Source organism: Candidatus Desulfovibrio trichonymphae (assembly GCF_002355955.1).
GTDB classification, from domain to species: Bacteria; Desulfobacterota; Desulfovibrionia; order Desulfovibrionales; family Desulfovibrionaceae; genus Desulfovibrio; species Desulfovibrio trichonymphae.
The window spans coordinates 461,654-482,708 of the sequence record NZ_AP017368.1 but is presented as its reverse complement, the minus strand read 5'-3'; the positions used below and the strand labels follow the sequence as shown (position 1 = coordinate 482,708).

The following is a 21,055-nucleotide window of genomic DNA, read 5'->3' as shown; positions in this document are numbered from 1 at the left end:
TTTACTCCAAAGGCTGACAGGGCATGGGCAACAAGACATTCGCCGAGGTTCAAAATTTTTTACAGGGTAAAGTAATTCTGGTGGCGAACCGCGGGATACCGGCACGGCGTATCTGCCGTTCCATACGGGAGGGTTTTGACGCTGTTGCGGCCATGACCGCCGCAGACGTTGACAAAACCGCGCCTGCGGCATCCACTGCGCAGGAATTGTTGTTGCTTGGCCCCGAACCGCGCTCCTATCTGGATATCGACAAAATCATCACCAAAGCCAGACAGCGTGGAGTGGTAGGGATACATCCAGGCTGGGGGTTTGCCTCTGAAGACACACGCTTCCCTCAACGTTGCAAAGAGGCAGGCATTACCTTTATCGGCGCCACTGCCGAAGCCATGAATCTTCTCGGCAACAAAGTTCAGGCGCGTGAAGTGGCACGCAGACTCAGAATTCCTGTCGTTCCAGGGTCAGACGGCGCTGTGGATATTGCGGACACCCGTCAACTTATAGATGAAATCGGTCTGCCGATCATGCTGAAAGCCGAGGGCGGCGGCGGCGGCAGGGGCATTTTTACTATCTACAATCAGGCAGAGCTTGAGGACGCTTTCTTCAAAGCTTCTATGATGGCTCAAGCCTCTTTCGGCAATCCGCATCTTTTTCTTGAAAAATTTCTGGATAATGTGCGTCACATTGAAATCCAGATCATCGCCGACATGTACGGCAATGTCTTCGCTTTTGACGAACGCGATTGCACAGTACAACGTAACCATCAAAAACTTATTGAAATTACGCCTTCTCCTTGGCTCGGCATGACGCGGGATCTGCGGGAACGTCTTAAAGATTATGCCCGCCGGCTCATACGTGCTGTAGGGTATTATTCTTTGGCCACGGTTGAGTTTCTGATTACCCCTGACGGTTCGCCTTATCTGATTGAAGTCAACACGCGGCTTCAGGTAGAGCATGGAATAACCGAATGCCGCTATGGCATTGATCTCGTAGAGGAACAGATTGCCGTGGCGTTCGGCGCTGAACTGCGCTATCGGGAAGAAAGTCTACGTGCTTCATATTGTTCCATGCAGGTTCGTATCAATTGTGAAAATCCACAAAATAATTTTGAGCCAAACTCGGGACTGATCACGCGTTACGTTTCTCCCGGTGGCCTTGGTGTGCGGCTGGACTCCAATATCAGCGCCGGCTATGAATTCCCTGCCAATTATGATTCTGCAGGCGCTCTGCTGATTACCTATGCGCATGACTGGGAAAAAACGCTGGGCATTATGGATCGCGCACTCAGCGAATACATAATCGGCGGAATTAAAACAACAATTCCTTTTTTCCGTCAGGTACTTAAAAATCCTTTCTTTCGCAAGGGAGACATTAATACATATTTTATAGCCAATCATCCTGAACTCATGTTGTATACCGATCTTGCCCCGGAAGGCGAACGTCTGGCAAGACTGGTGGCAGAGATTTCGGCGAAAGGCTATAATCCCTATCTACAGTTGGGCGCATATCGTTCCGCAACAACACCTGCCCTTGGTCCGTTTGAACCTGTTCTACCGCCCATTAGTTCGTCCGTCCAGAGCAAGCCGTCACCATATCCACAGGGTGATCGTTTGGCTACACTGGATTTTATTCGTGATTCAGGATGGATACATTTTTCTGATACGACTCCGCGTGATTTTACACAGTCAAATTCAGGCAATCGTTTTCGTCTGGCTGAAGACAAATTGCTGGGACCCTATCTTGACAACGTCGGCTATTTTTCCATTGAAAATGGCGGCGGCGCACATTTTCATGTGTCGATGTTGGCCAATATGACTTATCCGTTCAGCGAAGCAAACGAATGGAACAATTTTGCCCCGAAAACTTTCAAACAATTGCTCGTGCGATCCACCAATGTCCTTGGCTACACGCCACAGCCACGCAACCTGATGCACAAAACTGGTGAAATGATTTGCGATTGTTACCAGGTGGTTCGTTGTTTTGATTTTCTCAATCACATAGAAAATATGCGTCCTATTGCTGAAGTCGTCTTGTCCCGCAAGGATGTGATTTTTCAGCCGGCGCTTTCCATGTCATGGGCGAAAGGTTTTGATGTGTCTCACTATCTGGATGTTACAGAATCTATTTTACGCATGACAAGCGATATTATGGGCGTCTCTTCAAAAACAGTGTCGCGCAGCATAATTCTCGGCCTCAAGGATATGGGCGGCGTGTGCCCGCCGCGCTTCATGACAGAGCTTGTTGAAGCATTGCGCAAACGCTGGCCTGAGCTTGTGCTCCACTATCATCGTCACTATACAGACGGACTTTTTGTCCCGGCATGCGGCGCGGCAGCAAAAGCAGGAGCACATATTCTTGATGTTGGGCTGGGTGCTGCGGTACGCTCCTATGGGCAGGGTGATGTGCTGTCCACCATGGCATATCTGGAAGACGAACTTAGCCTGACATGCCGCTTAAATAAAAACGCCATACGAGACGCGAATTTTGTCTGCAAACAAATTATGCCATATTATGATCGCTATTGTTCCCCCTATTTCCAGGGCATTGATTACGACGTTACCTTGCACGGCATGCCTGGTGGGGCCACATCTTCTTCACAGGAAGGGGTTATGAAGCAGGGGTATATCCATCTTCTGCCCTATATGCTCAAATTTTTGGAAGGAACACGGCGTATTGTCAGGTATCATGACGTGACTCCAGGGTCACAGATTACTTGGAACACGGCCTTTTTAGCAGTAACCGGCGCATGGAAACGCGGCGGTGAAGAAGAGGTCAGATATCTTCTTGAAGTGCTGAATGAAGCGACGCGTACACCGCAAACGGAACTTTCTTCAGAAATGCGCAAGGCGCGTCTTATTGTCTATCAAGACTGCAATGACGCTTTCCGTAATCTGCTGTTGGGCAAGTTCGGCAAACTTCCCTTGGGGTTCCCCGCAGATTGGGTTTATAAAAGCGCCTTCGGCGCAGAATGGAAAACGGCTGTTGCAAAGCGTACCGAAGCGTCGCCTCTGGAAACACTTCAGAATATCAATATGGATCTTGAGGAACAAACTTGTACTGATATACTTAAACGCAAGCCGAACGCCGAAGAATTTATCCTCTATCTGAATCACCCGGCTGACGCTTTAAAAGCCATTCAATTCAAAGCGCAATATGGTGATTCTAATAATCTGCCGCTTCATGTCTGGTTTGAAGGCTTGAAGATCGGGCAGGATTTATATTTTAATGAAACCAAGGGGAAACCGCACCATCTTGTGCTGTTGAGCATTTCAAGACCGTCGGAAATGGGCGTGTCCGTCTGTCGTTATGTGCTTGATTCTGAAATCATGAGTTATGAGGTAAAAGTCAGCCAGCCGACAGGTCCCCGTGTCAAAGGTGTCGCTATGGCCGACCCAACAAACCGTTATCATATTGCAGCGCCAAGCAACGGTGATTTGTGGGTCATGTACGTCCATCCCGGTGACATCGTCAAAGCTGGAGAAGAGGTGTTTAATGTATCCATCATGAAGCAGGAGAAAGCTGTTCTTGCTTCCGTGGATGGCATTGTGAAACGCGTGTTGAAGACTGCTGATTTCAAAGGAAACAAGCAGATGATTTCCGTATGTGAAGGGGAGTTGATCGTCGAGCTCGCTCCCGTGCCTCGTTTATGCAGCCACCCATCCTGCGGCCAGCCTATTCCCCCGGACAATGCGGCTTTTTGTCCGCATTGCGGCTCGCGCGTGGAATAATTTGAAATAAAGTATGGGGTTGGTGGCCAGCTTTTGCACAGCAGCATAATAGTAGCAAAATTTTCAGCATCTCTTTTTCCCGCTAACCGGAGGAAGTCATGTCCAAAAAAGCAGCAGCCAACCCCGCACAGGCAAAGGCTAAAAACAATGTTTCTGAAGATGTTCAGACAAAACTCGTTCTGACCGGCGCGGATATTGTAAATCTTGGACCGGAGGCAGAACTTCTTGTCGGCGGCAAAAATTACAATACCACTCTTATCAGTCAAATTGAGGGTATTCAGGCACCGCATTTTCGTGCTCTCTCCTCACTGGCTTTTCATCGCCTGCTGGACGAAACAAAGGTAAACGGCAGAGTAGTACGTTCCACAGTTGACAAGGAATACAGCCGTATTGACTGGAATGATCCGGAGATTAATCAGGACTCTGACTTTTTACAAAAATTTGTACGTCAGATGGGCAAACAGAGCCGTGACGCGGCAAAAGCCGACGGTGATCAGCCGCACACAAAATTACGAACTTTTATCAATAATATTGTTGATGGATTTGCCACCTCACCAGAAGGAATAGACCAACTGCGCAAACGTTCAGTGATCGTACAGGCGGCGGTATTGTCAGTTGAGTTGCCGAAAGTGGTGGGTGAAGCCGTACGCGAAGCCTACAAGGCCATTTGTAAAGAAAACAATGACGACATGACGCCGGTAGCGGTGCGCTCCTCCGCGGCCGGCGAGGACTCCCGAAAAAAAGCTTTTGCCGGTTTGCAGGATACATATTTAAATATGGTTGGGGCCGACCGGGTTGTTGAGGCGTATCATCGGGACTGTGCTTCAGCGTATAATCTCCGTTCAATGACATACAGGCGTGAAGCCATTCTGGACGCCTTGGCAAAAGCGGAAGAATCCGGCGATGAATCTATAGCCGAAACGGCAAAAAAAGAGTGGTCCATTGAAAATACATCACTTTCCGTTTGCATGATGCAAATGATCAATCCCGTCGTTTCAGGCACGGCCTTCTCAGCTGACACGGCTACAGGCTGTCGCGGCACCAGCCGTAATGATCTTGTCAGCATTGACGCCAGTTATGGTCTTGGTGAAGCTGTGGTGGGCGGCAAGGTGACCCCGGATAAACTCTATGTTTTTCAGCGAGATGACGGCAGCGAAGTGGTGATTCGCCAGATGGGCTGCAAGAGCATGAAAATTGTCTATGATGAAAAGGGCGGCACGAAAGAAGTGCCTGTTCCGCCGCTGGAAGCGTTGCGTTGGTCTCTTTCGTTAAGTCAGGCGGAATCTGTCGCCAGGGGTGTACGCGCTGTCAGCAAGGCTTATGGCGGCATGATTATGGATACGGAATTTTGCCTGGACGCAAATGATACACTCTGGTTTGTGCAGGCCAGACCTGAAACCCGCTGGAATGAAGATTTCGAACTTCATCCGACAACAATTTTTATGCGTCGACGTGAAGTTGATGTAAGAGCTGCTGAAAAAGCTGAACTTATCGTAGAAGGTAACGGTGCTTCTCGTGGTGCGGGGCAGGGCATTGTGCGTTTTTTGCGTTCTGCTTTGGAGTTGAACAAAATCTCCAAGGGAGACGTGCTGACAGCCGAACGGACCGACCCTGATATGGTGCCGGGCATGCGCGTTGCGTCGGCAATTATGGCGGATGTCGGCGGCGATACAAGTCATGCGGCGATAACGTCACGTGAACTTGGCATAGCGGCGGTTATCGGCATTCAGCGTTTGGACGTGCTGCGCGCGCTTGATGGCGCGGAGGTTACCGTTGATGGCACGAGCGGCAGGATATATCGTGGGCTTTTGCCGCTGCATCAGGTCGGCGACGAGATGGAAGTAGCCAAGCTGCCTTTGACAAAGACAAAGGTGGGTCTCGTCCTCGCTGACGTGGGACAGGCTCTTTTCCTGTCGCGTCTGCGCAACTATCCCCAGTTTGAAGTGGGACTATTGCGGGCCGAGTTCATGTTGGGCAATATCAGTATTCACCCACAAGCTCTTGAAGCATTTGACAATGGAGAGCTTGCCGGCGTTGTTCAGACAAAAATCAAGGAACTGGAAGAGCATCTTTCGAAAGTGTTGCGTGAACAAATGGCGGCGGGGCTGATTGTCTTGGATTTTAACCTACGTGAATATGTGGGTGAAATAACAGGCTTGTCTGCTGAAATGACTGCTCTGGCCAATATGGAGCAAAAAAGTGCGCACCATGAAGATGTACTGTTGCAGCACCGCAAAATGCGTGAGATAGAGCATAAGATTGACCAGCACCTTGAGGCGGCTTCACGCAGGATGGAAGTGCTTAAGACCTCACCGGATCTGGAAGATCATGTCCGGATTATTATGGGTTATGATGACGAACTCGCCCTACTGCCCGCTGGCGATACCGAGGCAGCCAAACGGGCTGCTGAAATTAAAGCAAGTGTTGCCGTGCATGTGCAGCGAATAAAAGACCTGCCCATCATAGTCGAATTGTTGAGAAATATTCAACGACTACGTGAAGAAGTGAGCTTGCGGGCCGGCCTGAAAAAAGAGATGGATGATGTCCGCAACTTGCCGGATAAAATTTGCGCTGTTATAAAATCACGCGGTTTCCGTACCGGCAAAGAGCATTATGTGCAAACCCTGTCTCAAAATTTGGCACTTTTTGCCATGGCTTTTTACGGCAAGCCCATCACGTACCGTACAACAGATTTTAAGAGCAATGAATACAGAAATTTGTTGGGCGGCAATCTTTTTGAACATCATGAAGACAATCCCATGCTGGGATACCGTGGCGTAGCACGCAATATACATGATTGGGAAATTGAGGCTTTTAAGCTGGCGCGTGGAATGTATGGGGGAACGAACCTGCGCCTGATGCTGCCGTTTGTGCGCACCTTGGAAGAGGCACGTTCCATGCGTGCATATCTGGAACAGGTGCATAAACTTAAAAGTGGTCAGGATGATCTAAAAATCGTTCTTATGTCTGAGCTGCCTTCAAATGCCATACTGGCAAAGCAGTTTCTAGCTGAGTTTGATGGTTTTTCCATCGGCTCTAACGACATGACACAGATGGTTCTTGCTGCGGACAGAGACAATGCTCGACTTGCACGCATTTATGATGAAGAAGATCCGGCAGTTATCTGGGCCATATTGGTAAATATTTTTGCAGGTCAGAAATATGGCAAAAAAATTGGTTTTTGCGGACAAGGTGTTTCAAACAGTCTTATTTTGCGTGGCCTTGTCGCTATCGCAGGCATTACTTCGGCTTCTGTCGTACCTGATACTTATTATCAAACGGTTTTTGACATTGCGGCGGTGGAAGCAGAAAACATCCCCACGTCACACTTGGGGAACTGGCTTGTCCAGCAGCACCACAAGAATCTCGCCCTTCTTATGGAAAAAGCCGGCTATGGTCATATCCTGAAAAAATATACTGAGCCACAGGATATTCAGGAGTGGTATGAAGGCGAATTGCTGCGGAGACATGAGCAATTGCGTGAACATTTGGATACGCCAAAGGAAGCTTTTTATCGAGCGGAATTGCAAAATTTTCGTTCAACCTTCCATAAGCCTGTCATCTACGCTACCTGGCATTGGGACAACACAGTCCTGGACGCATTGCACCAGGCGGGATTCAGTACTTTTGAAGAGCAGGCAAAGGCATTGGAAACCTCCCGTGAATCAAACACATGATAAAAAATGGCAAACCCCAAGCTCTACCCAGGGACTCACGAAGTTTGACTCTTCCAACAATCTGAAGAGATCTCCGTCGCGAACCGCTCAAAGTTTACCGACAGGGTGCATCAACTGGCAGGTTTTTCATTAAAGCAGATAGGAACTGCAAGGGTGTAGTCTGCGTATCCAGGTCAGCTATATTCAGCTAACTTTTTAGAGCTTCAAGCAAAAACATGTCATTCGATCCTTTCATCATCCGGTTTCGGAATATGCGCCGCAATGTCTGTCGTCACCCGTCGTCGAACCCGCTCGTCGGCCGCCGGCCGTGCGCCCGCCGCTTTTGCCGCCGGTGCCGGCAGGGCGTTATACAGAGCCCAGAAGGCGGGATAAAGGTCGGTAACAATGCCGGGATTGCCCAGCTTGATATGCGGGCGTACGCAGGCCGCGAGGGCAAGCGCCAGCGCCCAGAGCGGCGTGGGGGTATTCCAGGGAGTTAAGGCGAGTTGTGTTTTTTTGCACAAATTGCCTCCGTCGGCGGTCTCCAGGCCAACGGCATTCAGGAAGCTCAGCATTTCGGTCGCAATTGCCGGGTCAGCCTCAGGGGGGAGGGCTGGCAGCGCGGCTTTTCCGTTTTGCAATGCAGCGCAGGCGGCGAGCGCCACCGGCAGCGGCGTCCATTCCGAAGGAAAATCGCGCGGCAGTTCAGCAAGACGGACATTCACCGCGCGCGCGGCGGGCCTAGCGCAGATCGCGTCTTCCATCCGCAGGAGGTCAAGCCCGAACGACTCCAGCAGGCGCAGACCGGCAAGAGCCTGCGGCTGCTGGGACCAACGGCCTTCAAGGCGAACCTCTCCGGCCAGTGCCAGTGGAAGAGCCAGCAAAAAGAGAGCGAGCTCCGGTTCCATCGGCAGCGCCGATTGTCCCGGCGGACGCAGGGGACCGGGCGCCACGCTGACACGGCTGCCTTCCACCGCAATGTCCGCTCCCGCCGCGAGCAGAAGGGGCAGGGTTCTGTCCAGCATCAATTGTCGCTGCGGGTGCCGGACGAGATCAAGAACGAACGGCGCGGCATACAGCGGCGCGGCCAGCAGAATGCCTTCACCGAGTTCCGACGGAACATCCGCAGGCAGGGCGACGATCTCAGGCAAAATGCCCGTGCATTCCAGACGTATCGGCAGACCGCTGCTTTTGGGGATCACATGCACCAAACGCGCGTTCATAACGGACAGAAACCGTCTGACAGCGGAGAGGTCCGCCAGCTTGAGGGAAATTTCTCCCGTGAATTTGGCGCGTGAGGGGCGTCCCAGATAATGCCCCAGCAGCATGTACAGATTCCAGGCGCTGTCGCCCACATGCAGGGTTCTGTCAGGCACGCCGAGAGGCGCGGCTTCGCGGGCGGACACGCCGTCATCCTTTCTGGTCAGGGCGGCACCCGCCTGGTTGAGTACTTTGACGCAGTCAATGACAGGATCGTTCATGAGGCAAGGAGCGAAATGCGCAGGGGCGCCTGAAGCGGCGGCCAGCATAAGACAGGCCCGCGTGGCGCGGCAGGAAAGCGGCGCGCGCATGACGAGCCGCACCGGTTTCTGCGCCGGGGCCAGATTAAAGGCCGGGCGGGATTCTGTTGCTTTTTTCTCGCCATCGTCGTCCGTATGCGCGTCAGGTCTCGGCAAAAACTCCGCGTCCTGCATAAGGGCAAACAAATGACCGGAAAGACGGGGATCATGACTGACTCTGGAGACGGCGGCCTCCCATGACGCGCGGAGAAATTTCTCTTCGGACGCATCCAGAAAACCCTTGCTGTTGTACATGCGCGTGATCAGATTATGACGCCGCACGAGAAGTCTCAGAATGTCCCGGTCGATGTTGCTGACCACATCCCGCAGGATGCGCCGGGGTTTCTGGCTGTGCTGATGGTCCATGTGTTTCCTGTCCGGAAAATATGCGCCGGTGTTTTTCGTGCAAAGCTGTTAACCCGAATCAGCCCCGCCGGCAAGGGGCACAGCCGGCATATCTTTCTAATAATCTGATGACATGCCTGATTGACAAGCTCTTTTCTGGAAAAGAATCCACAAAAATTTGCAAAAGGGACTTGACGTAAAGAGCGTTTGCTTGTTATTTAATGCGCAAGCAATGCGCCTGTATTTTATTGCGCTTGATTGGATTGTCTGAGTGCCGACAACGGGTTCGTAGCACACCTAATTATAGAGTTGGAGGAACGTATGCCGACGTTTGTCGATCCGTCTAAATGCGACGGCTGCAAAGGTGGCGAAAAGACGGCCTGCATGTATATTTGCCCCAATGACCTCATGATCCTTGATCCCGAGGAAATGAAGGCCTACAACCAAGAATCGGATGCCTGCTGGGAATGCTATTCCTGCGTGAAGATATGCCCGCAGGGCGCGATTACGGCGCGCCCCTATGCGGACTTTGCGCCCATGGGCGGTACCTGTATTCCCATGCGGTCGGCTGATTCAATCATGTGGACCGTCAAATTCCGCAACGGCAATGTGAAACGCTTTAAATTCCCCATTCGCACCACGCCGGAAGGTTCCATCAAGCCGTACGACGGCCGTCCAGAAGGCTCCTGCCTGGACGATGAACTGCTGTTCACTGAAAAGGCTCTGATCACTCCCAAGGAAGCTCTCGGCAAAAAATTTGATGTGGCCGAGGCCGACAGGACCGTTACAGAAATGGAACACAGCCGTTAGCCGCAAATCCCCAAAAGTGCGATAAGGAGAAATCATTATGCCTAAAATTCCGATGAAGGAAGCCACCAAGGGTGTGGCTATTGCCGAACCTGCAGTGAAAGAACATGCGGTTGACCTGCTCATCGTGGGCGGCGGCATGGGCGCCTGCGGCACGGCTTATGAGGCAGTGCGCTGGGGCGACAAGCTGGGTCTGAAAATCATACTCTGTGACAAGGCCGCTCTGGAACGTTCCGGCGCTGTCGCGCAGGGTTTGTCGGCCATCAACACCTATCTCGGCAAAAATGCCGCCGATGACTATGTGCGCATGGTGCGTACCGACCTTATGGGCATTGTGCGTGAAGACCTGATCTTTGACGTGGGCCGTCATGTGGACGATTCCGTGCATCTGTTTGAAGACTGGGGTCTGCCATGTTGGATTAAAAATCAGAACGGTCACAACCTTGACGGCGCCAAAGCCAAGGCGGCGGGAAAATCGTTGCGCAAGGGCGATGACCCTGTGCGTTCCGGCCGCTGGCAGATCATGATCAACGGCGAGTCCTACAAGTGCATCGTAGCTGAAGCGGCCAAAAACGCACTGGGCGAAGCCCGCATTATGGAACGAATTTTTATTGTCAAGCTGCTGCTCGACAAAAACACCCCCAACCGCATCGCCGGCGCTGTGGGCTTTAACCTGCGCGCTAACGAAGTGCATATTTTCAAGGCCAACGCCATTATGGTGGCGGCGGGCGGCGCGGTGAACGTGTATCGCCCCCGCTCCACCGGCGAGGGCATGGGCCGCGCGTGGTACCCTGTGTGGAACGCAGGTTCCACCTATACCATGTGCGCGCAGGTCGGTGCGGAAATGACCATGATGGAAAACCGCTTCGTGCCCGCTCGTTTCAAGGACGGTTATGGCCCTGTGGGCGCGTGGTTCCTGCTGTTTAAGGCAAAAGCCACAAACTCCAAGGGTGAAGACTATTGTGCCACCAACAAGGCCATGCTCAAACCCTATGAGGATCGCGGCTATGCAAAAGGCAACGTGATCCCCACCTGTCTGCGCAACCACATGATGCTGCGTGAAATGCGCGAAGGCCGCGGCCCCATTTACATGGACACCAAGTCCGCCCTGCTGACGACATTCGCCACATTGAACGAGGAGCAGCAAAACGAGCTGACGTCCGAAGCGTGGGAAGACTTCCTCGACATGTGCGTCGGTCAGGCAAACCTCTGGGCTTCTACCAACACCATGCCTGAGGAACGGGGTTCCGAAATCATGCCCACCGAGCCCTATCTGCTCGGTTCGCACTCCGGCTGCTGCGGCATCTGGGTGTCCGGCCCCGACGAAGCATGGGTGCCGAATGACTACAAGATAAAAGCCGCCAACGACAAGGTATACAACCGCATGACCACCGTGGAGGGCCTGTTCACCTGTGCCGACGGCGTGGGTGCCTCCGGCCACAAGTTCTCCTCCGGATCGCACGCCGAAGGCCGCATCGCCGGCAAGCAGATGGTGCGTTGGTGCGTTGATCACAAGGACTACAAGCCTGAATTCAAGGAATCGGCCGACGAACTCAAGAAGCTCGTTTACCGTCCGTACTACAATTATGAGGCGGGCAAGGGTGCGTCCACAGACCCCGTGGTCAACCCAAACTACATTTCGCCCAAAAACTTCATGATGCGCCTTGTCAAGTGCACCGATGAATACGGCGGCGGCGTGGGCACCTACTACACCACCTCCAGGGCGTTGCTTGACACGGGCTTCAATCTGCTCGGCATGATGGAAGAAGACTCAGCCAAACTGGCGGCCCGCGATCTGCATGAACTGCTGCGCTGCTGGGAAAACTACCACCGGCTCTGGACTGTGCGTCTGCACATGCAGCACATTGCCTTTCGTGAGGAATCCAGGTACCCTGGCTTCTACTATCGGGCCGACTTCATGGGTCTTGACGACGGCAAGTGGAAATGTTTTGTGAATTCAAAGTATAATCCCGCTACCGGCGAGACAAAAATCTTCAAGAAGCCCTACTATCAGATTATTCCTGATTAATCCGCGCTTCTATACAGACAAAGGGGGTGACCGCAAAGCGGTCGCCCCCCTTTTTTCCTGCGGCGGGAGGCCGTTTGCATCTTCAGCCGCAACGAAAAACACCGCAGGAGGATATCCAGGATGTCCAATGCTATTCTCGTCGTGGGCGGCGGCTTTGCAGGCATTACAGCCGCCATTGAAGCGGCGGAATTGGGTCACGACGTCTTTATAGTCGAAAAGTCGCCCTGGCTCGGCGGCCGTGTGGCTCAGCTCAACAAGTATTTCCCCAAACTTTGTCCCCCCTCCTGCGGCTTGGAAATTCAATTCCAGCGCATCAGGAAAAATCCGCGCATCAAATTTTTTACCCAGGCGGAAATCACGGCCTTGTCCGGCTGTAAGAGCGACTATACTGTAAAAATTCGATTGACCCCCCGCAGGACAGCGCCCCACAATGTGGATTTCAGCCTTTTGGCGTCATCACTGACAGGTGAGACAGACAACGAATTTGATTTCGGCCTGTCCAGACGCAAGGGGCTTTACAAGTCCATGCCTTTTGCCTTTCCCGGCCGCTATGTGCTGGACGCAAAAACGCTTTCAAAGTCAGACGTGGCGCGTGTTGCCGGCGTCCGCTTTCTTGAAGCGGCCGAAGAGCCGCGCGAGATTGAGCTGAATGTGGGAGCTGTTGTTGTTGCAACTGGCTGGAAGCCTTATGACGTGGCGCGGCTGACCAATCTGGGCGCAGGCGCGATAAAAAACTGCATTTCAAACATGCAGATGGAACGTCTTGCATCGGCCGGCGGCCCGACCGGCGGCCGCATTGTTCGGCCGTCCGACAACAGAACGCCGAACAGCGTTGCTTTTGTACAGTGCGCGGGATCACGCGATCAGAACCATCTAAACTATTGTTCCTATATCTGCTGCATGGCAACCCTCAAACAGTGCCTGTACCTTGTAGAGCAGAATCCGAATGTCAAAATCACCGTGTATTACATTGATCTGCGCGCCCCAGGGCGCTATGTGAATATGCTTGCAAAAGTCAGGGCCGAACCCAACGTATCTTTTGTGAAAGGCAAGGTTGCCGATGCCTGGCAGGCTGCCGGAGACAGGGTGACGTTGATGGTGGAAGACGCGGTGCGTGGTGAAAAGCTGACTCTTCATTATGACCTCGCAGTTCTGGCTACTGGCATGCAGCCGTCATTGGCCGGTGAAAATCCGCCCCTGCCTTTGCCCATGGATGAAGACGGCTTTATTGCTGGCGGTGAAGAAGCCGGCATTTTTGCCGCCGGCTGTGCGCACATGCCCCTTGATGTGACGCGCTCTGCGCAGTCCGGCACAGCCGCCGCTCTGAAGGCGGTGCAAACGGTGAAAGGGAGGTAAGGGGGGCATGGCCGGTAAAATTGGCGTCTATTTTGACATGCAGAACATCGGCGGGGGCCTGGATATTGAGGCGCTCGCTTCGCAGACACGCGAGAAGTGGGGCGAACTTGTGCAGGTTGTCAAGGTGTGCCCTGTGCTGGCCTGCACTGTAGATGAGATAAAGGCTGACATAGCCTCGCGGCAGCTCGACGGAGTATTGCTTTGCGGCACTTCGCCGCGGGCTGAGGCGGATGTGTATCGCCTCCCCGTGCAGATTGAATATGTTAATCTGCGCGAACAGTGCGTGCTTTCCTATAAAAATCCTGACGGCAGCCCACCGGATTTTGCCGCCGGCGCCCCTGAAGCGCTGACCATTATGGCGCGGGACTATGTGAATATGGGCGTCGTCAAATTGCAGAAGAGTGAAAATCCTGATTCTGCGGTTGTCAGCGGCGTTGAGCGCGTTCTCGTTATCGGCGGCGGCTGGACGGGCCTGACCGCTGCGGCCGAGACGGCCGCGACAGGCTGTGAAGTAGTGCTGGTGGAAAAAGCGGACACATTGGGAGGCGCGGCCCGCAATATTCCCATGGCGTCCCCGCTCGCTCCTTTTTGGACTGACAAGCAGCCTACAAATTTGTCAGAAAAAATAAGCGCGGTTACGGGCAATCCAAAAATTACAGTCTATTTGAAGGCGCGCATAGAAAAGCTTCAGGGGCAACCGGGCGAATTCAAGGCCGGTATCATCACGTCCGACAACACGGTTAATGTGGATATAGGCGCTGTTGTTCTGGCGACCGGCTGGACGCCGCTTGACGAAAAATACCTCGCGCCGATGGGCTTGGGACGCGGTCCGAACGTACTGGATGCGGCGCAATTCGGCAAAATGCTGGTTGCGGGCAATATTACGGCCGGCCGCATTGCTTTTGTGCTGGACATAACGATGGCTGAAGAGGCCGCGCGCGAGGCCGCCGAGGCAATGGCCGACAAAGTCGATGCCGAAAGCGGAGAAGGCGCGGACAAGTTTGTCAAAGAAGATCTGGAGAATATACGCCATCTTGCCTATTCCAATGCGGTAAACAGCGTGGCCGCGTTGCGTCTTGCCGATACTGTCTGCGACAAGACCAATGACGCCGCTCAGATTTTTATATTGTACAAGAACATGACGGTGCCCGGCATCCTGGAGCGTTTTTACAGGAAGATGCAGGATCGTCCCGGCATCATGATGACAAAGGCTGATGTGACGGAAATTCGTGAAGCCGGCGACAACATGGTTGTTGTTTGCAAAAACACGCTGCTAGGCATGGATTTTGATCTGGAAGTTGATCTGGTTGTGCTGCCCACCGGCATGGTTCCCATCACAGCCAAGGATGTTGTCGTTCAGTTTGACTACCGTCAGGGACCTGATTTTCCGGATTTGCAGCTTTTTGACGGATTTGTCGATTCCAACTATATCTGTTTCCCTTATGAAACCAGACGTACCGGCGTTTATGCGGCAGGCTGCGTACGTCAGCCCATGACAATGGACGGCTGTGAGGAAGACGCAAAAGGTGCTGTGCTCAAGGCTATGCAGTGCATTGCCTCAGCCTCGCGCGGGGTTGCGGTGCATCCCCGTTCAGGCGATGCCTCCTATCCTGTGTTCAACTTTGTTCGGTGCACGCAGTGCAAGCGCTGCACTGAGGAATGTCCTTTCGGGGCGCTTGACGATGATGAAAAGGGCACGCCGAAGCCCAACCCGGCGCGCTGCCGCCGCTGCGGCACCTGCTTCGGCGCGTGCCCCGAGCGTGTTGTCTCTTTTGCCGATTATAATATTGATCAGATAGGCTCAATGATCCGCGAGGTCGTGGTGCCCAAGGACTTTAAAAAGGAAGGCCCGCGTATTCTGATTCTGGCGTGTGAAAACGACGCGTATCCAGCTTTGGATATGGCGGGCATGCGTCACAGGGCATGGAGTCCCTTTGTACGGATCATCCCTGTGCGCTGCCTAGGATCCGTCAATGCCATATGGGTGTCTGACGCCATGAGCAAGGGCTTTGACGGTGTTATGCTCTTGGGCTGCAAATACGGCGACGACTATCAGTGCCACTTTGTCAAGGGGTCAGAGATATGTGCAAAACGCAAGGAAAATATCGCCGAGACACTGAACCGCCTTGGCGTGAAGCCCGAACGGGTGGAGCAGCTTGAGGTGGCCGTTGACGAATACGACAAGGTTCCTGTCCTGATTGACAGCTTTGTCGGCCGCATCATCGCAATGGGCCCCAACCCGTTCAAGGGGATGTAGGAGGTTGACAGTAATGGCACAATGTATTCTGAAACCGGATTTGCAGTTTGCTCAGGAACTCAGGGAAGCGGGTGGCGAAAATCTCAAAAAATGCTTCCAGTGCGCAACCTGTTCCGTGGCCTGCCCGTTCGCTCCGGCCAATGCGCCATATCCGCGCAAGGAGATGGTCTGGGCTTCCTGGGGACTGTGGGATAAGCTGCGCAGCGATACGGATCTTTGGCTTTGCCACAATTGCGGCAACTGCTCTGATCTGTGTCCGCGCGGCGCGCGCCCGGCAGATGTGATGGCTGCGGCCCGCACCGTGATCTACAAGGAGCTGACCTTTCCTTCCATTGTAGGCAAATGGATGAGCCGGGCATCCGGCCTGCCCGTGCTCTTTCTTATTCCGGCCGTTTTGTGGCTTGTCGTCTGGTGGATCCGCGCGGGTTACAACAACGGCAACTGGTTTCCGCGCGCGGCAGACGGACGAATTGTCTTTGGCCAGATATTTTATGGCGATTATACCATTGACCCTATTTTTATGCTGACCTTCTTTGGGGCCTGTTTTATCCTATATTGCGGCGTGCGGAAACTCTGGGACATGTTCAGTCCGCAGGGCAAACTGCTTGTCATCGGCAAAAAAAAATCCTGGTTCTGCCATCTTATTGATGTACTCATGGAAGAAGTTGTCACACACAGGAAATTTGACGATTGCGAAGACGGCCCGATCACGGGCAAGGCAGCGTCGAACCGCAAATGGGGACATGCCGTTCTGGTCTGGAGCTTTGCCATACTGGCTTTTGTGACGGCGGTGGTGGCCCTGGGGCATTGGGGCGGCAAAATTATTCCTGTAATAGAGATTCACACGCCCATGCCCTTGACATTTCCTGTCAAGATTCTGGCCAACATAGGCGCGCTGATGCTGTTCTACGGCCTTGCGGTGCTGACGGTGCGCCGCGTCTCGCTTGATTCTGCCAATCACGGTTCCAGTTTTTATGACTGGTATCTGCTCGGCATCATATGGCTTGTCGCGGCGACCGGCATGCTGTCGCAGTGTTTCAGGCTGGCGGACGCCGTCAAGCCTGCCTTTGTGGTGTATTATTTTCATCTGGTTTTTGTCTGGATGCTTTTTGCCTATCTGCCCTGGTCAAAATTGGGGCATCTTGTCTACCGCACAGCAGCGCTTGTATACGTCCGCATGTATGGAAGAAGCTGATTTGTTAACACACCGTGCTCCCAGGGAGGAGGCCGACATGTCAGATACAGATCGCAAAGTTTTTCCTCTGGAATCCGTGCTTGCTCTGATTGTGGGCAAGGAGGGCGTGAACATCAAGGGTGTCGCCGGTTATGTGGCCGGGCGTTCAGTCGCCTGTGACAGCTGCGCAAAGGCTGTGGGGCAGTTTGCGGCAGCCTGGCTTGCGCGCTGGTATCCCGGATTTTTGAAACTTGAATGGAAGGAAGATATGTCTTGGGACGCCTTTGTCTCACGGGGCAAAAACGCTCTGGGCGACAATGTTTCATTGACGCCGATGGACGGACGTACAAAGGCCATGGCTGATCAGGTGCTGGATTATCTGGAGGAGTCATTTTCAAGCCTGCAAACACAGACGGCCGCTGTGGCCGCCCTGGAAGAGCGGGTGGGCGCTCTGGAGCCTGCGGAGGCGAGAGCAGGGGAGCTGCAAAAAAAATGTGATGAACTGGAAGCTAGGATTAAAGTCATGAATACCGATATGGGCGGCATGCGTAAACAGGTTGCAGAATTTCAGGGCAAGCTGGCTGTAAGCCATGACGAACTGATGCAAAACATCAAGGACGCTATTAAAGATGGCCTGAAAGGCTTTGTCACGGCCGGCGCCCCAAGGGCCGATGCCGGTGCAAGCGCGCCCGAAGCAGAGAACAGCGTTCCGGATGATTTCGGTTTCGGCACTTCCGGGGCGAACAGCGACGGCTTCGGTTTTTAAATGTTCAGGGGCATGTAATGCAGAACCCTCAGGCTTCGGCAATTCCATCAGAGCCTCTTCACACGCAATGCGCGAATTTTGCTCGTCAGAGTTGCGCTGCGCGTTTTGGTATCCCTCGTTTTGAGCAACTCGTTCAGGCAGTGCGACAAGCAAGTCTTTCGCTTCGCCCTCGTTCGTCCAGATACCGCCAAAACGCTTGTGGAACTCGCTGATGATTTCCGTGAGATATTCCATCCCCGGCTCTTTTATAAAAAACGTGCCGCCGATGGGGATTGGCTCAATCTCCGCGTCTGCATCCTCCATACTGAATGGGACACAGCGGTAGCTGTCAAAATCCACAGCTTCAATAATGCCCAACGATAAATCCCCATCTTCCGGCGATGGCAACTTAGGCAAGAGCTTTGACAAGATTAGGAGTTGTAGGTGGAGCTGGCAGGTGACACAAAATAGCCATGAAAGTCGCAACGCAGCCGACCCAGAATATGCCCTTTTTGATTTCAACAGGCTGCATCTGTATTCTCCCTAGCTGTGAACGCCACTGCCCCGCCGGAGACCGGCAGGGCAGTGGAAAACAACACAGATCCGTCGCGTCAGGCCGGGCTGAATCCTGACTTGCCCACGCCGCAGATAGGGCAGGCCCAGTCGTCAGGCAATTTTCCAAAAGGCGCATTATCGTTTTCCGCCGAGTCATATTCATGGCCGCAGATGCCACAGACATATTTCTGCATGGTGCTTCTCCCTGTTTGAAAAGTTCGTCAAAAAAGCTTTTCTGCAGCAGTGGTCAGATGTCCGCTTTCCAGAGCCCGTGAAGGTTGCAGTAAGCGCGGGCTGTCACGGCAGCGGCGTCAATGCAGAAAAAAGCTTCCGGCGCTTCGCCGGGGTTGAGCAGTTTTCTGTAACTTCTGTTGTCGGCAAAAAGCTCAATCCACTTGATAAAATGCTTGTCTTCCATGGGGTGGCTGACGCTGCCCACAGAAATTTTATAGCCGCCGTCGATTTTTTCAATCACCGGCACATGTTTTTCTTTTGCCGCGTCAACGGCACCTGCCTGCACAAGCTGCACGGCAATGCCGCAACAGGCGAGATCCCCGCCGCCGCCGTGCAGAACCTCAACAATATTGCCGCAACGGAGGCATTTATAGATTTCAGGATATGCCAGCATGTTTCCTCCTAGCTGTTTTTAAAAAAATTGTACAGCCTTTATCAAGGCCGTCGTTGTAAGTTTGAAAAAAATCGGATGCTTTGTAAAGCTTTTTTCGGCTTTTTGCCTGATCTGCGTGAAGCCTTCATTGGCGGGACATTTGCTCCAGCAAAAAAAGGGGCCGTGCCGTTGGTTGGTAAAACCGGGCGCGGCAAGGGTCCCAAGATCATGGCAACGGCAGACGCCGCGGTAACGCGGGCGTTTTTGAACTTTTCGGCAAAGTTTTGAACGTATGTCTTGACACTCCCCTATCATTGGAGCATAAGTGGAAAAAAGTGGTACAATAATATATAAAAGTGGTAAACTATGCAAAAGCTGTTTACAAAAAGCCTCTCCCGGAGCCTGGATCCCAAAGGCAGGCTTATGCTGCCTGCAGAATACCGTGATGCGCTCATTCAGGGCGACGGTACGGGAACCTTCTGGCTGACCTGCTCTTTCGATCATCTTGTGGCGTATCTGCCGGCTGACTGGGAGGTCTTCACCGAACAGTTGAATCGGATACGTTTTCCTTCCCGGCAACTTTCACATTTTAAAACAAAGATTATCGGCCTCGCGCAGGATTTGATCCCCGACGCCCAAGGGCGGGTGCGCATTCCGCAATCGCTGATGCGTGAGGCCGGCTTGCAGAAAGACGTTATGCTTGTGGGCATGCATTCCAATTTTCAGCTGTGGGATCAGAACCGTTTTGATGCACTGACGTTTGGGGACATTTCTGAAGAACTGGCAGCCGCCGGCGTTGATATTGCCCCACTGCTTTGATGCGTTCAGACATGAGGACGTTTCCCAAGAGGCGCTTGCGGCCGGTGTTGGTATTTTCCCTGTAAGAGCAAAAATTATGGCGCAACTGACAGCGGAATCTGCGAAAGGCAGAAGAGAGCGCCATACCCCTGTGCTTCTGGCGCAAACATTGACGGCGCTTGCGCCTCGTGCCGGGGGCCGGTATCTGGACGGGACTCTGGGGCTTGGAGGGCATTGCGCCGCACTGCTTGACGCGGCGGCGAACACTGAGGTCTGCGGTCTTGACAGGGACGAAGATGCTTTGTCTCTGGCGGGCGAACGTTTGTCTTCTTTTGGCCGGCGAGCGCACATTTTTCACTGCCGGTACAGTCGTTTCCCGGAGGCCCTTCACGAGCTTCAGTGGGAGAGGGTAGACGGGGCGTTGCTGGACATCGGCCTCTCATCCCTCCAGATAGATAAAAATGATCGCGGTTTCAGCTTGTATGGCGACGGCCCTCTGGACATGCGCATGGATCAGCATTCGGGTGAATTGTCCGCCTGGCACTGGGTTAACCGTGAAAGTCTTGCGCGTCTTAAAGAGTGCATCGCCACTCTGGGGGAAGAGCCGCAGGCCGGGCGCATTGCCAGAACCATAGTGGCGGCGCGCGGCAAATCCCCGATCGAGAGCACGGCAGAACTGGCTGCCTTGGTAGAAATGGCTTACCCGGCGGCCTGGCGACACAGGGCGAGGCGTCACCCGGCCACCCGCACGTTTCAGGCGCTGCGCATGGCCATCAATGATGAACTGGGAGAGCTTAAACGCTTTCTGGATCAAATTCTCGCATATCTGCCTGTTGGCGGCCGGCTGGTCTTTATTACTTTTCATTCATTGGAGGACCGTCTGGTAAAACAGGCAATACGCCGTTGGGCTGAGGGATGCCGCTGCCCGAAATATTGTACTGCCTGCGTCTGTCGGCATCAGCCTGAGGTTCGTATTTTATATAAAAAACCACTGCAGGCCGGGTCTGACGAGCTGGCCGTCAATCCGCGAGCGGGCTGTGCCAAGTTGCGTGCTGTGGAAAAGATAGCGGAAGTCGAGCCTTCATAAAAAAAACCACAGCGTATCACCAGCAGAGCGGCAAAGGCTGGATTTTAGCACTGGCGCTGGAACTTCTGGCCGGTATAGTGATGGGCTTGACCCTTGTCTGGAGCAATATTGAGCGCATGGACACCACATATTTCATTAATATTTTACAAAATGAATTTCGTGAACGCCGTGACCTGCACGCGAAACTGGAAGTTGAACGCGGACGCCTACTCTCGCCCTATGAGCTGCGCCGTAAAGCCGAGAAATTCGGAATGCGCGAACCAAGGTCAGGTCAGGTCAGGCGGATAGAAATTCGTTAAATGGTGCCCATGCCCGAAGCTATCAGGAGATGACATGCTTAAGTTTACTTCGCGCA

16 protein-coding genes are annotated in these 21,055 nt (G+C 53.2%); 13 read left to right on the top strand and 3 right to left on the bottom strand.

The window, feature by feature from the left end:
• Positions 1-23: 23 nt before the first annotated feature.
• Both RSDT_RS02345 and RSDT_RS02340 read left to right on the top strand, forming a co-directional pair.
• Positions 24-3,725 carry a pyruvate carboxylase gene (locus RSDT_RS02345; RefSeq protein WP_096399409.1) on the top strand — a complete coding sequence of 1,234 codons (3,702 nt, stop codon included), beginning with the start codon at positions 24-26 and terminating at the stop codon, positions 3,723-3,725.
• Between the two features lie 98 nt (positions 3,726-3,823).
• A complete protein-coding gene (locus RSDT_RS02340; protein WP_096399408.1) occupies positions 3,824-7,402 on the top strand; it encodes a PEP/pyruvate-binding domain-containing protein in 3,579 nt (1,192 codons plus the stop codon).
• 218 nt (positions 7,403-7,620) lie between these two features.
• On the opposite strand, the gene RSDT_RS02335 is transcribed toward RSDT_RS02340, so the two are convergent.
• Entirely contained in the window at positions 7,621-9,306 is a 1,686-nt protein-coding gene (locus tag RSDT_RS02335) for a 3-phosphoshikimate 1-carboxyvinyltransferase (RefSeq protein ID WP_096399407.1), read from the bottom strand.
• A 300-nt stretch (positions 9,307-9,606) separates the two neighbouring features.
• Between RSDT_RS02335 and aprB the strand changes: the two genes are divergently transcribed.
• The 7 genes from aprB (at position 9,607) to RSDT_RS07340 (ending at position 18,037) form a co-directional block, all read left to right on the top strand.
• Entirely contained in the window at positions 9,607-10,095 is a 489-nt protein-coding gene (gene aprB, locus RSDT_RS02330) for an adenylyl-sulfate reductase subunit beta (protein ID WP_096399406.1), read from the top strand.
• A 37-nt stretch (positions 10,096-10,132) separates the two neighbouring features.
• Complete coding sequence (gene aprA, locus RSDT_RS02325) at positions 10,133-12,121, top strand: adenylyl-sulfate reductase subunit alpha (protein ID WP_096399405.1); 1,989 nt, start codon at positions 10,133-10,135, stop codon at positions 12,119-12,121.
• 120 nt (positions 12,122-12,241) lie between these two features.
• Positions 12,242-13,477 (top strand): CoB--CoM heterodisulfide reductase iron-sulfur subunit A family protein, encoded by a 1,236-nt coding sequence (locus RSDT_RS02320; protein ID WP_096399404.1) that lies wholly within the window; start codon positions 12,242-12,244, stop codon positions 13,475-13,477.
• 7 nt (positions 13,478-13,484) lie between these two features.
• Positions 13,485-15,734, top strand: a complete 2,250-nt coding sequence (locus RSDT_RS02315) for a hydrogenase iron-sulfur subunit (protein WP_096399403.1) — start codon at positions 13,485-13,487, stop codon at positions 15,732-15,734.
• Positions 15,735-15,747: 13 nt separating this feature from the next.
• The gene (qmoC, locus tag RSDT_RS02310) at positions 15,748-16,929 is read left to right on the top strand and encodes a quinone-interacting membrane-bound oxidoreductase complex subunit QmoC (RefSeq protein WP_096399402.1); all 1,182 of its coding nucleotides are present in this window, start codon (positions 15,748-15,750) and stop codon (positions 16,927-16,929) included.
• 37 nt (positions 16,930-16,966) lie between these two features.
• Positions 16,967-17,674 (top strand): hypothetical protein, encoded by a 708-nt coding sequence (locus RSDT_RS02305; protein WP_096399401.1) that lies wholly within the window; start codon positions 16,967-16,969, stop codon positions 17,672-17,674.
• Positions 17,675-17,752: 78 nt separating this feature from the next.
• Positions 17,753-18,037: a hypothetical protein gene (locus tag RSDT_RS07340; RefSeq protein WP_096399400.1), complete on the top strand. Its 285-nt coding sequence runs from the start codon at positions 17,753-17,755 to the stop codon at positions 18,035-18,037.
• 227 nt (positions 18,038-18,264) lie between these two features.
• On the opposite strand, the gene RSDT_RS02295 is transcribed toward RSDT_RS07340, so the two are convergent.
• Entirely contained in the window at positions 18,265-18,402 is a 138-nt protein-coding gene (locus tag RSDT_RS02295; RefSeq protein WP_096399399.1) for a rubredoxin, read from the bottom strand.
• A 53-nt stretch (positions 18,403-18,455) separates the two neighbouring features.
• On the bottom strand, positions 18,456-18,836 hold the full coding sequence (locus RSDT_RS02290; RefSeq protein WP_096399398.1) for a desulfoferrodoxin: 381 nt from the start codon (positions 18,834-18,836) through the stop codon (positions 18,456-18,458).
• 27 nt (positions 18,837-18,863) lie between these two features.
• Here RSDT_RS02290 and RSDT_RS07825 point away from each other — a divergent pair, with 27 nt between their 5' ends.
• The 4 genes from RSDT_RS07825 (at position 18,864) to RSDT_RS02270 (ending at position 20,999) form a co-directional block, all read left to right on the top strand.
• Entirely contained in the window at positions 18,864-19,103 is a 240-nt protein-coding gene (locus tag RSDT_RS07825) for a hypothetical protein (protein WP_145954796.1), read from the top strand.
• Between the two features lie 78 nt (positions 19,104-19,181).
• A complete protein-coding gene (locus RSDT_RS02280; protein WP_096399396.1) occupies positions 19,182-19,634 on the top strand; it encodes a division/cell wall cluster transcriptional repressor MraZ in 453 nt (150 codons plus the stop codon).
• Positions 19,635-19,710: 76 nt separating this feature from the next.
• Complete coding sequence (gene rsmH / locus RSDT_RS02275; protein WP_096400415.1) at positions 19,711-20,700, top strand: 16S rRNA (cytosine(1402)-N(4))-methyltransferase RsmH; 990 nt, start codon at positions 19,711-19,713, stop codon at positions 20,698-20,700.
• Between the two features lie 80 nt (positions 20,701-20,780).
• Positions 20,781-20,999, top strand: a complete 219-nt coding sequence (locus RSDT_RS02270) for a hypothetical protein (RefSeq protein WP_231941919.1) — start codon at positions 20,781-20,783, stop codon at positions 20,997-20,999.
• The last annotated feature ends 56 nt before the right edge of the window (positions 21,000-21,055 follow it).